The sequence below is a fragment of the Streptomyces sp. NPDC044063 genome (assembly GCF_056434285.1).
In genome coordinates, this window is record NZ_JBWKFM010000022.1 from 84,262 (window position 1) to 95,764 (window position 11,503).

14 protein-coding genes are annotated in these 11,503 nt (G+C 73.6%); 10 read left to right on the forward strand and 4 right to left on the reverse strand.

Translation table 11 applies throughout. From position 1 onward, the window contains the following. Positions 1 to 29 precede the first annotated feature (29 nt). The 5 genes from crcB (AC07BS_RS24790) to AC07BS_RS24810 all read left to right on the forward strand — a co-directional run bounded on the left by crcB (AC07BS_RS24790) (position 30) and on the right by AC07BS_RS24810 (position 2,292). Positions 30 to 530, forward strand: coding sequence for a fluoride efflux transporter CrcB (gene crcB, locus AC07BS_RS24790; protein WP_478641723.1), 501 nt, complete (start codon positions 30 to 32; stop codon positions 528 to 530). 116 nt (positions 531 to 646) lie between these two features. After that, positions 647 to 1,075 (forward strand): DUF190 domain-containing protein, encoded by a 429-nt coding sequence (locus AC07BS_RS24795; RefSeq protein ID WP_478934564.1) that lies wholly within the window; start codon positions 647 to 649, stop codon positions 1,073 to 1,075. Further along, complete coding sequence (gene crcB, locus AC07BS_RS24800) at positions 1,072 to 1,431, forward strand: fluoride efflux transporter CrcB (protein WP_478641724.1); 360 nt, start codon at positions 1,072 to 1,074, stop codon at positions 1,429 to 1,431. Before AC07BS_RS24795 ends, crcB (AC07BS_RS24800) begins: the two co-directional genes overlap by 4 nt. Before the next feature lie 70 nt (positions 1,432 to 1,501). Continuing rightward, complete coding sequence (locus tag AC07BS_RS24805; RefSeq protein WP_478641726.1) at positions 1,502 to 1,969, forward strand: hypothetical protein; 468 nt, start codon at positions 1,502 to 1,504, stop codon at positions 1,967 to 1,969. Beyond that, complete coding sequence (locus tag AC07BS_RS24810; protein ID WP_478641728.1) at positions 1,966 to 2,292, forward strand: transcriptional regulator; 327 nt, start codon at positions 1,966 to 1,968, stop codon at positions 2,290 to 2,292. Before AC07BS_RS24805 ends, AC07BS_RS24810 begins: the two co-directional genes overlap by 4 nt. On the opposite strand, the gene AC07BS_RS24815 is transcribed toward AC07BS_RS24810, so the two are convergent. Then, positions 2,249 to 3,181, reverse strand: a complete 933-nt coding sequence (locus tag AC07BS_RS24815) for a LysR family transcriptional regulator (RefSeq protein ID WP_478934536.1) — start codon at positions 3,179 to 3,181, stop codon at positions 2,249 to 2,251. The two genes, AC07BS_RS24810 and AC07BS_RS24815, sit on opposite strands and share 44 nt — an antisense overlap. A gap of 107 nt (positions 3,182 to 3,288) precedes the next feature. On the opposite strand from AC07BS_RS24815, the gene AC07BS_RS24820 reads away from it, so the two are divergent. The 4 genes from AC07BS_RS24820 to AC07BS_RS24835 all read left to right on the forward strand — a co-directional run bounded on the left by AC07BS_RS24820 (position 3,289) and on the right by AC07BS_RS24835 (position 7,474). Then, positions 3,289 to 3,996, forward strand: coding sequence for a succinate dehydrogenase cytochrome b subunit (locus tag AC07BS_RS24820; RefSeq protein ID WP_478641730.1), 708 nt, complete (start codon positions 3,289 to 3,291; stop codon positions 3,994 to 3,996). Position 3,997: 1 nt separating this feature from the next. Then, positions 3,998 to 5,944: a fumarate reductase/succinate dehydrogenase flavoprotein subunit gene (locus AC07BS_RS24825; RefSeq protein ID WP_478934538.1), complete on the forward strand. Its 1,947-nt coding sequence runs from the start codon at positions 3,998 to 4,000 to the stop codon at positions 5,942 to 5,944. Continuing rightward, on the forward strand, positions 5,941 to 6,699 hold the full coding sequence (locus AC07BS_RS24830; protein ID WP_478641733.1) for a succinate dehydrogenase/fumarate reductase iron-sulfur subunit: 759 nt from the start codon (positions 5,941 to 5,943) through the stop codon (positions 6,697 to 6,699). Before AC07BS_RS24825 ends, AC07BS_RS24830 begins: the two co-directional genes overlap by 4 nt. Positions 6,700 to 6,796: 97 nt before the next feature. Then, positions 6,797 to 7,474 (forward strand): TMEM175 family protein, encoded by a 678-nt coding sequence (locus AC07BS_RS24835; protein WP_478934540.1) that lies wholly within the window; start codon positions 6,797 to 6,799, stop codon positions 7,472 to 7,474. Here the strand turns inward: AC07BS_RS24835 and AC07BS_RS24840 are convergent. The 3 genes from AC07BS_RS24840 to AC07BS_RS24850 form a co-directional block, all read right to left on the reverse strand. Next, positions 7,471 to 9,123 carry a sigma-70 family RNA polymerase sigma factor gene (locus AC07BS_RS24840; protein ID WP_478934542.1) on the reverse strand — a complete coding sequence of 551 codons (1,653 nt, stop codon included), beginning with the start codon at positions 9,121 to 9,123 and terminating at the stop codon, positions 7,471 to 7,473. The two genes, AC07BS_RS24835 and AC07BS_RS24840, sit on opposite strands and share 4 nt — an antisense overlap. 110 nt (positions 9,124 to 9,233) lie before the next feature. Then, positions 9,234 to 10,253 (reverse strand): PH domain-containing protein, encoded by a 1,020-nt coding sequence (locus tag AC07BS_RS24845; RefSeq protein ID WP_478934544.1) that lies wholly within the window; start codon positions 10,251 to 10,253, stop codon positions 9,234 to 9,236. Then, complete coding sequence (locus tag AC07BS_RS24850) at positions 10,250 to 10,762, reverse strand: PH domain-containing protein (RefSeq protein WP_478641737.1); 513 nt, start codon at positions 10,760 to 10,762, stop codon at positions 10,250 to 10,252. Before AC07BS_RS24850 ends, AC07BS_RS24845 begins: the two co-directional genes overlap by 4 nt. Positions 10,763 to 10,884: 122 nt before the next feature. Here AC07BS_RS24850 and AC07BS_RS24855 point away from each other — a divergent pair, with 122 nt between their 5' ends. After that, positions 10,885 to 11,484 (forward strand): TetR/AcrR family transcriptional regulator, encoded by a 600-nt coding sequence (locus AC07BS_RS24855; RefSeq protein WP_478641738.1) that lies wholly within the window; start codon positions 10,885 to 10,887, stop codon positions 11,482 to 11,484. Positions 11,485 to 11,503 lie beyond the last annotated feature (19 nt).

The window sequence follows — 11,503 nt, forward strand, 5'->3', positions numbered from 1 at the left end:
GGCCGCCGGAGCGGGGCTAGCCTGAACGGATGGGCACGACGCCGATGGGTACGACGCCGATGGGTACGACACAGCCGGGCGCGGTGGCCCGGACCGGCGGGCCGGGCACGCCCGTGCGACGGCGCGGGACGCCGGGTCAGGGGCCGGTCGTCTGCGCCGTGTCGCTCGGCGGGGCGATCGGGGCCGTCGCCCGCTACGCCGCCGGGCTGCTCCTGCCGACGCCGGACGGCGCCTTCCCCTGGACGACGCTGCTGGTCAACGCGGTGGGCTGTGCGCTGATCGGGGTGCTGCTGGTGACCATCGCGGAGGCCGGCACCCCGCACCGGCTGGCCCGGCCGTTCCTGGGGACGGGCGTGCTCGGCGGCTTCACCACGTTCTCCACCTACGCGGTGGACATCGAGGAGCTGGTGCGCCACGGCCGCGCCGGGACGGCGGCGGCGTACGCGGTCGCGACGCTCGCCGCCGCGATGGCGGCGGTGTGGGCGGCGGCCGCGGCGACCCGCCGGCTGACGGCCCGGAGGGCGCGATGAGCGCCGCGGGTCCCGAGCCCGGCGGCGTCGGCGAGGACAACGACGCCGACGCCGACACCGACACCGACACCGGCACCGGCACCGGCACGTACGACGGCCTCGGCACGCACGAGGGGCTGCGGCTGACGGTCCTGGTCGGCGAGTCCGACACGGTGGCGGGGCCGGCGGGACGGGGTCGCCGCCCCCTCTACTCCGAGATCGTCCATCGCGCGCACGCGGCCGGGCTGGCGGGCGCGAGCGTCTTCCGCGGCATCGAGGGGTTCGGCGCGTCGTCGCGGATCCACACCTCCCGGCTGCTCTCCCTGAGCGAGGACCTGCCGGTGGCCGTGGTGATCGTGGACACGGCCGAGCGTGTGCGGGCCTTCCTTCCGGTGCTGCGCGAGCTGACCGGGGAGGGCGCGGGGCCGGTCGTCCTGGACCGGGTGGAGATCGCCGGGCCGGGGAGCACCGGGCCCGGGAGCGCGGGGTCCGGAAGCACGGGGGCCGGGAACACGGGCGCCGGGAACACGGGCGCCGGGAACCCGCCGGGGGCGGCGTCCTCGTGAACTGGTTCCTCGTCGTCGCCGGCGCCATGGCCGGCGCTCCGCTGCGCTACCTCACCGACCGCTTCGTCCAGTCCCGGCACGACTCCGTCTTCCCATGGGGGACGTTCGCGGTGAACGTGGTGGGCTCCTTCGTCCTGGGCCTGCTGACCGGCGGCCTGGCGCCGGACGAGCATGTGCGGCTGCTCCTCGGCACGGGGCTGTGCGGCGCGCTGACCACGTACTCCACCTTCTCCTACGAGACCCTGCGCCTGGCCGAGGACGGGGCGCGGGGGTACGCCGTCCTCAACGCCGCCGCGAGCGTGGTGTGCGGGGTGGGGGCGGCGCTCGCGGGGGTGGGGATCGCCCTCCCCGGATAGTCTTCCACGGTTTTCCACAGCGGAAACTCTACGGTTGCCATGACGGAAACAGCGTGGTTCACTTTCCGTCATGGCAACCGAGAACCCGCGGCCCGCAGGCCCGTCCATGCCCACCCCCGAGAGCGCCGCCCAGGCCCTGGCACTGGCCGAGGAGGCCCAGGCCGCCGTCGGCGCGATCCCCCCTCCGCGCTGGTATCAGCCCTCGCTGTCCGCGTTCGTGATGGCGATATTCCTCACCAATCTGGTGCCCGACCCCTTCGACCTCGTCGCCGTCGGCGTCGTGTTCGCGGGCATGATGGTCTTCCTGGTGCTCAGCGTGCGCCGGATGGGCGTGATGCACCGTATGACGCCGGTGACGAAGCGCCAGATGGCCACGGGAGCGGCGCTGGGCCTCGGCGTCTACGTCGCCGCGCTCGTCATCGAGCGACAGGCCGGGATGCCCTGGGTCTGGGTGCCCGCCGCCCTGCTGGTCGCCATCGGAACGGGCATCCTGGGACAGGACAAGACCTCCCGCACGAAGGGCATAGCCGCAGAGTGACCGCTCCCGAGGACGGCTTCAACGAGACGATCCACGCGCCGAACCGGCTGCGCATCTGCGCCGCGCTGGACGCCGTCGAGGAGATCGAGTTCGCCGTGATCCGCGACACGCTGGGCGTGAGCCCGTCCGTGCTGAGCAAGCACGTCACGGTCCTGTCCGACGCCGGCTACGTCGAGCAGCGCCGGGCCGTACGCGACACCCGGCAGCGGGTGTGGCTGCGCCTGACCAAGGAGGGACGCGCCGCCTACCACGCCCATCTCGCCGCGCTCCGCGCGATCGTCAACGCCGATCTGTCCCAGGACACCGGCCCGTCCCAGGGCTGAGACGCTCCGCCTCCAGGTGCTCCAGCAGCACCCGCCGCAGCTCGCGCGCCGCGCGTGGCGGTGCGGCGTCCTTGCGGTGCGCGACGGCCACGGTCCGGCGCATCCGCTCCCCCTCGAACGGGGTGACGCGCAGTCCGGAACGGGCCGCGACCATCCCGGGCACGACGGCCACTCCGAGCCCTGCCCGTACGAACCCCAGGACGGCGTCCATCTCGCCGCCCTCGACCACGAACGACGGGTCGAAGCCCGCCTCCCGGCAGGCGGCGGTGGTGATCTCCCGGAGGTCGTAGCCGCGCCGGAACATCACCATCGGCAGGTCCCGCAGCTCATCCACCCGAATAACGCTCCCGGAAACGGGCGCCGGGACGGAGGGGGACGAGACCACCACCAGGTCCTCCCTCAGCAGCTCCGTCGTCTCCAGCGCCGGGGCGCCGGGGCCGAGCGGGGTGATGATCAACGCCAGGTCCAGCCCGCCGTCCGCCAGGGCCCGGACCAGGTCCCGTGAACCGCCCTCGTCGACATGCAGCTCGATGCCGGGGTAGCGCGCGTGGTACGCGCGCAGCACGTCCGGCACCAGGCTCGCGCACAGGCTGGGCGGGGCGCCGAGCCGGACCCGGCCGCGCCGCAGCCGGGCGACCTCCTGCACCTCGCGGTGCGCGGTCTCGGTGTCGGCCAGGATGCGCCGGGCGAGCGGCAGCAGGGCCTCGCCGGCGTCGGTGAGGGTGATGTTGCCCCGGGCCCGGTGGAAGAGCTCGGCGCCCAGCTCCCGCTCCAGCGCCCGGATCTGCTGGGACAGCGAGGGCTGCGCGACGTGCAGCGCCTCGGCGGCCCGGGTGAAGTGCCGGACCTCGGCGACCGTGGCGAAGTAGCGGAGCTGCTGGAGTTGCACCCGGCCACGATAGCCACGCGGAAGGGAGCCTGGATAGGAGATGCCTATGGAAACGAGCTCGTTCATGTCTTGGACGCATCGAGGGCCGCCGCCCTAGCGTCGGCGGCATGGCACTGGCGACCCGGACGGGCCCACCTCCGTCCCTCATCCGCTCCGTGTGGCGCTCGACCGTCGGCAAGAAGGCGGTCATGGCCGTCACCGGCCTGATCATGCTGGCGTATCTGGTCGCCCACATGATGGGCAACCTCAAGGTCTTCTTCGGGGCCGGGGAGTTCAACCACTACGGGCACTGGATCCGCACGATCGGCGAGCCGTTCCTGCACCGCGAGTGGTTCCTGTGGCTCGCCCGGGTGGTGCTGGGCACCTCGGTGGTCCTCCACGGCGTCGCCGCGTACCAGCTCAGCCGCCGCGACCGGGCCGCGCGCCCCGCGCAGTACGCGCACCGGCCGCCGCGCCGGGCGAGCTACGCCACCCGCACGATGCGCTGGGGCGGGGTGATCCTCGCGCTGTTCGTCGTCTGGCACATCCTCGACTTCACCACCCTCGACGTGAACCCCAACGCACAGGAGGGCCGTCCCTACGAGAACCTCGTCGCGTCCTTCGACCGCTGGTACGTCTCCGCCTTCTACATCGCCGCGATGCTCGCGCTCGGAGCGCACATCCGGCACGGCTTCTGGAGCGCGGCGCAGACGCTGGGCGCCGCCTCCGCCCGTCGCGACCGGGCGCTGAAGATCGTGGCCAATGCCCTGGCCGCCCTGCTGACCTGCGGCTTCATCGCCGTACCCCTCGGAGTCCTGACGGGAGTCGTGAGCTGAGATGAGCGAGTACCTCCACTACGCCACCGGTGAGCCGCTCACCGACACCGCGGTCCCCGGCGGCCCGATCGCCGAGCGCTGGGACCGCCGCCGCTTCGAGGCGAAGCTGGTCAACCCCGCCAACCGCCGCAAGCACACCGTCATCGTCGTCGGCACCGGCCTCGCGGGCGGCGCGGCGGGCGCGACCCTGGCCGAACAGGGCTACCGCGTCGTGCAGTTCTGTTACCAGGACTCGCCGCGCAGGGCCCACTCCATCGCCGCGCAGGGCGGCATCAACGCGGCCAAGAACTACCGCAACGACGGCGACTCGGTCCACCGCCTCTTCTACGACACCGTCAAGGGCGGCGACTTCCGCGCCCGCGAGTCCAACGTCCACCGCCTGGCGCAGATATCCGTGGAGATCATCGACCAGTGCGTGGCCCAGGGCGTGCCCTTCGCCCGGGAGTACGGCGGGCTGCTGGACACGCGCTCGTTCGGCGGCGTGCAGGTGTCCAGGACGTTCTACGCCCGCGGGCAGACCGGGCAGCAGCTGCTGCTCGGCGCCTACCAGGCGCTCAGCCGCCAGATCGACGCCGGGAACGTCGAGATGCACCCGCGCACCGAGATGCTCGACCTGATCGTCGTCGACGGCCGGGCCCGCGGCATCGTCGCGCGCGACCTGGTCACCGGCCACGTCGGCGTCCACCTCGCCGACGCCGTCATCCTGGCCACCGGCGGCTACGGCAACGTCTTCCACCTCTCGACCAACGCCAAGAACTCCAACGCCACCGCCGTCTGGCGGGCCCACCGCCGCGGCGCGTACTTCGCCAACCCCTGCTTCACCCAGATCCACCCCACCTGCGTCCCGCGCTCCGGCGACCATCAGTCCAAGCTGACGCTGATGAGCGAGTCGCTGCGCAACGACGGCCGCATCTGGGTGCCCCGGGCGAAGGGCGACACCCGTCCGCCCGCGTCGATCCCCGAGGACGAGCGCGACTACTACCTGGAGCGCGTCTACCCCTCCTTCGGCAATCTCGTCCCGCGCGACATCGCCTCCCGCGCCGCCAAGAACGTCTGCGACGAGGGGCGCGGCGTCGGCCCCGGCGGCCAGGGCGTCTACCTGGACTTCGCCGACGCGATCGCCCGCATGGGCCGCGCTGCCGTCGAGGCCCGGTACGGCAACCTCTTCGAGATGTACGAGCGGATCACGGCGGAGAACCCGTACGAGACGCCCATGCGCATCTACCCGGCCATCCACTACACGATGGGCGGCCTGTGGGTGGACTACGACCTGCGGACGACGGTGCCCGGTCTCTTCGCGATCGGTGAGGCCAACTTCTCCGACCACGGCGCCAACCGCCTCGGCGCCTCCGCCCTGATGCAGGGCCTGGCCGACGGCTATTTCGTACTGCCCGCCACGCTCAACGACTACCTCGCCCGCCACCCCCACGACGAGGTGCAGCCGGACCACCCCGCGGTGACCGGGGCGGTCGCGGAGGTGACGGACCGTCTGCGCCGGCTGCTGGAGGCCCGCGGCGACCGCACCCCCGAGTCCTTCCACCGCGAGCTGGGCGAGCTGCTGTGGGACGAGTGCGGCATGTCCCGCACGGAGAGCGGTCTGCGCAAGGCGCTGGACCGGATTCCGCGGCTGCGCGAGGAGTTCTGGCGGCGGATCAGGGTGCCCGGCTCCGGCGAGGAGCTCAACCAGTCGCTGGAGAAGGCCAACCGCGTCGCCGACCACCTCGAACTGGCCGAGCTGATGTGCCTCGACGCGCTGCACCGCGACGAGTCCTGCGGCGGCCACTTCCGCGAGGAGAGCCGGACGGCCGAGGGGGAGGCGGCGCGGCGGGACGACGCGTTCGCGTACGTGGCCGCCTGGGAGTTCACCGCCCCCGGGGCCGCGCCCGTGCTGCACAAGGAAGACCTGCGTTTCGAGTACGTCCACCCCACCCAGCGGAGCTACGCGTGAACCTCACCCTGCGCATCTGGCGCCAGCGCGACGCGGCCGACGCCGGCGCCATGACCACCTACGAGGTCTCGGGCATCAGCGAGGACATGTCCTTCCTGGAGATGCTCGACCAGCTCAACGAGGAGCTGATCCTCGCCGGCGACGATCCCGTCGCCTTCGACCACGACTGCCGCGAGGGCATCTGCGGCGCCTGCGGCATGGTCGTCAACGGCCGTGCGCACGGCCCCGAGCGCACCACCACCTGCCAGCTCCACATGCGCCACTTCCGTGACGGCGACACCATCGACGTCGAGCCGTGGCGCGCCGCCGCCTTCCCCGTGATCAAGGACCTGGTGGTCGACCGCTCGGCCTTCGACCGCGTCATCGGCTCGGGCGGCTACGTCACCGCGCCCACCGGCTCGGCCCCCGAGGCCCATGCCACGCCGGTGCCCAAGCCGGTGGCGGACCTGGCGTTCGAGCACGCCGAGTGCATCGGCTGCGGTGCCTGCGTGGCCGCCTGCCCGAACGGCTCGGCCATGCTCTTCACCGCGGCCAAGGTGGTCCATCTCAACGCGCTGCCGCAGGGCGCCCCGGAGCGGGAGTCGCGCGTGCTGGGCATGGTCGACGCCATGGACGCCCAGGGCTTCGGCGGCTGCACCAACACCGGCGAGTGCGCCACCGCCTGCCCCAAGGGCATACCCCTCACCGCGATCGGCACGATGAACCGCGAATACCTCCGCGCCACCCTCAAGGGCGGCGCCCGGCGCGGGCGGTGAGGCCGGGCGGGGCGGGGGCGCCGCCCGGTCCGTCCGATCGGGCGGTTTACCGGAGGGCCGCGCATGACGTCCCGTCACCGTGCCGACGCTTCCCGGCGTGGCACGCGACGCGTACGCGATGGACAAGGACCGGCTGCTGGCGTTCGCCGACGCGGTGACGGCGATCGCGATCACGCTGCTCGCCCTGGAGATCCAGGTGCCGGAGGGACTCGACGCGGCACGGCTGGGCCACGCGCTGGGCGAGGCGCTGGTGAAGGTCTACGCCTATCTCCTCAGCTTCGCCGTCGTCGGGCTGCTGTGGCTCGCCCACCACCGGCTGTTCAGCCTGATCGGGGCGCTGGACCGGACGACGGTCCGGCTGGAGCTCCTGCTGCTGGCCGTCCTGGCCGCGCTGCCGTTCCCCACCCGGCTGCTCAGCGCGTACGGGCAGACGGCGGAGGCCACCGTCGTCTACGCCGCCGCCATCGCCCTGACGGGGGCGCTGATGACCGTCATGACCCTGCGGCTGCGCGCCCCCGGGCCGCTGCGGGCGCCGGATGCCTCCGCGGGGCAGGTCGCGGAGCTGCTGTCCGCCAACCTCCGGCTCACCGCCGTCTTCGCCACGTCCGTCCCGGTGGCCCTGGTCAGCCCCACCGCGGGGAAGTACTGGTGGCTGCTGCTCGTACCGGCCGGCCTGCTGTCCCGCCGACTGCCCCGCCGGCTGCCCCGCCGGCCGTGGCGACGGCCGGCGGACGGGAGCGGCGAACAGCGCGGGAACGGCGGGCCGGCGGCTTAGCGCGCCCCGAAGACCTGGGTCCACCTCGGGCCGCCGGGGGCGTTGTTGATGCCGATCCCGATCTCCTTGAAGGAGCAGTTGAGGATGTTCTTGCGGTGGCCCGAGCTGTTCATCCACGAGTCCATGACGGAGGCGGCGCCCTGCTGGCCGTAGGCGATGTTCTCGCCGTACGTGCTCCAGCGGTAGCCGGCGGCGGTGATGCGCTCGCCGGGGCCCTTGCCGTCGGGGTTGGTGTGGTCGAAGAAGCCGCGGGCGGCCATGTCGTCGGAGTGACCCTGGGCGGCGGCGTCGAGGAGGCTGTTCTCGGTCACGGGCGAGCAGCCGGCCTTCGCCCGCTCGGCGTTGACGAGGTTGATGACCTGCTGGGCGAGCGGGCCGCCGCCACCGCCGGACGGGGCCTTGGTCTTGCGCGGGGTGGCCCGGGTCGCGGCGGGCTCGGGGGAGTCGTCCGACGCGCTGGGCGAGGCGGACGACGGCTTCGCGGAGGGCGACGAGGCGCTGGGCGAGGGCTTCGCCGAGGCCGAGGCGCTGGGCTTGGCGGACTGCGAGGGGGTGGGCGACAGGGGCGACGGGTCGGCGGCGTTGAGCTGCTTCAGGTCGGTCGTGGCGGCGTCCGCCTCGGTCTTCACGGTCGCGTCGGAGGGGCTGGTGAAGAGCTGGGCGCCGCCGAGGACGGCGCCGGTGATGAGCGCCAGCACGCCCGCGCCGATCGCCACGCGCCGGGTCGTCCGGTTCGGGCGGGCCGCGCCGCGCCCGTGGCCCCCGCCGGCGCGGCGGCCGTGGCCTCCCGCGCGGCGGGCGTGCGCCCGGCCGCCGGCCGGCATCGCGTGCGCCACCGGCTGGGCGGACAGCGCGGCGCCGGAGCGCCCGCTCCACCAGGCCAGCAGCGCACCGCCGACCGGCACCAGGCCGAGGCCGACGAGCAGCCCCTCGGCCGGGACCAGCACGGCCAGGGCGCCGGTGCAGCGGCCGCAGCCGCGCACGTGGCGGGCGACGCGCTTGCGCCACAGCGCGGAGGGGACGCCGTCCCAGGTGGCGGTGGTCTCGGCGAGCTGCGGGCAGCGGGGGTGGGCGGCGAGGGCCTGGACCACGCCCCGGGCGATGTCGAGCTGGGCCTTGGTCCGCTGGATGCGGACGGCGGTGTGCTGGGGGGTGAGCTCCAGCGCGGTGGCGACCTCGGCGCGGGACAGCTCGCCGGCGGCCTCCAACCACCACAGCGACAGGACCTCCTGCTCGCCCTCGTCGAGCCAGCGCGTGGCCTCGGCGGCCTCCTTGCGCTGCCCCTGCAGGCCCAGTCGCACGATGGTGAGGTCGACGAAGTCGGCCTCGGGGTCGGCGACCTCGCCGACCACGTCCTGAAGACCACTGACGGGCGCCTCGGGGCGGGCGTCCCGGCAGTGGCTGCGTATCTGGTTCATGGTGATCGCCACGAGCCAGGAGCGGAAGCTCCCCGGATCGCGCAGCCCGTCCAGGCCGTTGATCACGCGGAGCATGGTCTCCTGGACGACGTCGTCGACGTCCGCGTGGCCGTTGAGCGCCCGGCCGACGATGTTGTAGACCAACGGCAGGTGGGTGGAGACGAGTTCGTCCTGTGCCGCCGTGTCCCCGGCCCGCGCCGCCTCGATCACGGCCACGCTCACACTCTTCACGCCCGCACCTCTTTCCGCACGCGCCGCGTTGGCGCTCGATCCGACACCTGGGAGACCGGGCGGCGGCCCGCAGATAACAAAAAGTTGGGTGCGAATGTACGACAGACTTTTCAGGCGTTTGTCTGGATCAAGAACTCTCGGACGATTCCTGGAGCCGCGAATTCCGCGAACTCGGCCGCTTCCACGGCTGACATGTCCCGTATGCGGTATCCGTCCTCCCCCGCGGGCACCGCGGCAGTGAGAGTCACCACACCTGCCCGCCGCGCACGGGGCGAATCGGTAAATATCCACGCCTGTACGGCATGCCGGTCGAGCGTCACCGTCTCCCGGGCGAACACTCCGGACCGCACGACGAGATACCGCCCGCGCACCGCGTGCCCCAGCGCCCGGTACGCGTCCCGCGCGAGCAGCGCGGCCACCGGGGAGGCCACCAGCGCCCACCCCGCCGCGCAGTACAGCAGCACGGGCAGCGAGAGCAGCGCGCCCAGCACCGTGAGCACCACGACCACCGGCAGCACCCACCACCCCAGCGCGGCCACCACCCGCCTCCGCAGCCCCACCCGGGGGTGCGGCCGCAGCCCGGTCACGTCGACCGCCTCGCCCAGCACCTCCGCGCACATCCGCTCGGCCTCCGCCACCGGCGAGGGCGGCAGGACCACGCTGCGGGAGCGGTTCTGGTCGCGATCGCCCAGGCCGCCCGCCACGGCCCGTACGGACGCGCCGCCGCCGGCGCGCAGCAGCAGGGGCTCGCACAGGGCGACCCCGTGGAGCAGGGTGGGATCGATGGTGACGGACGCCTTGCCGGACGGGCCTCGGTGGACGGTCAGGCCGCCGCCGTCGTCCCGCTCCAGCCGGTACCGCGACCAGGTCAGCAGGTGGACCACCAGGGCGCCCGCGACGCCCAGCAGGGTCAGGACGAGCAGGGCGAGCGGGATCGTCACCCATGACGCGCCGCCCCAGAGCGCCTCCGCCGGGCGGCGCACGAAGCCCAGCCGCCAGGGGTCGGTGCGGGTGACCGCCTTGAGGATCTTCCAGATCGTGCCGGCGGCGATGAGGACGCCTCCCCAGACCCAGAAGGTGAGGGGGGCGTAGCGGAGCCGGCGGCGGTCCGCCGTGGCGAGGGTCCTCACGCCGGCACCTCCCGCCGGATGCGCTCGGCCAGCGCCCGCGCCTCGGCCTCGGGCACGCCGGTGATGCGCAGGCCGGCCGCGGCCGACCCGGTGGTGACGGTGACGGTGGCGAGCCCGTAGCGCCGCTGGAGCGGCCCGCGCCGGACGGCGACCTCGCGCACCCGGTCCAGCGCCACGATCCGGCGGCGGCGCAGGTACCAGCCGTCCACCGCGTAGACGGCCGACCGCCCCACCTCCCAGCCGTGGACGCGGGCGCGCCCGGCGGGCATGGCCAGGGCGTAGCCGAGGGCGGGCAGCACCAGGACGGCGGTGGCGAGCGGGGCGAGCCAGGGCAGGGCGCCGGGGAAGAAGAGGGCGGAGTTCGCCAGGAGGGCCGCGGCGACGAGGAGCGCCGGGGCGCCGACGGTGAGCCAGGCCTGGGCCGTCCACCAGCCGCGGGCGCGGCGGCCCGCACGGCGGTCCGGCGGCCGGAGCCTCGCGACGCGTGTGAGGTGCGGCTGTCCGGTCACCCGGTCCCCCGTTCTTCATTCTTTCCAAGTCAGTTGTACTGCCAAGCGGCAGCGTATGACAATACAATCGACCTGCAAAACTGAGCACCAGATCTGAGCCACAGACCCCGGAGGAAGCGACCGTGCCCAAGCGCGTCGATCACGAGGAACGCCGTCGCCGCATCGCCGAGGCCCTCTGGCGGATCGCGTCCACCCGTGGTCTGGAGGGCGCGAGCCTGCGCGACGTGGCCGCCGAGGCGGGGATCTCCCTGGGCCAGTTGCAGCACTACTTCCGCAGCCGGGGCGACATGCTCGTGTTCGCGCTCGGCCACATCAACGAGCTCGCCGCGCGCCGCATCACCGCGCGGATCGGGGCGCCGGACACCGCCCCCTCCGCCCGCGCGGTCCTGCGGGAGACGGTCGCCGAGATGCTGCCGCTGGACGACAAGAGCCGCAGCGGGAATCTGGTGCAGATCGCGTACTTCACCCAGGCCGTGCACGACGAGCGGCTGCGGGGCCATGTGAAGGAGGGAGTCCCGCTGCTGCGCGGGCTGTTCGCGGACCAGATCCGGCGGGGCGTGGCGGCCGGCGAGATCGCGCCGGACCGCGACCCGGACACCGAGGCGACGCTGCTGATCTGCCTGGTCGACGGGCTGACCAGCTACACCCTGCTGGACGTCCACACCCCGGACGAGGCGATGGCGCTGGCGGACGCCCACCTCGACCGGCTGTTCACGCCGTAGGCCGGGCGCCGGGCCCGAA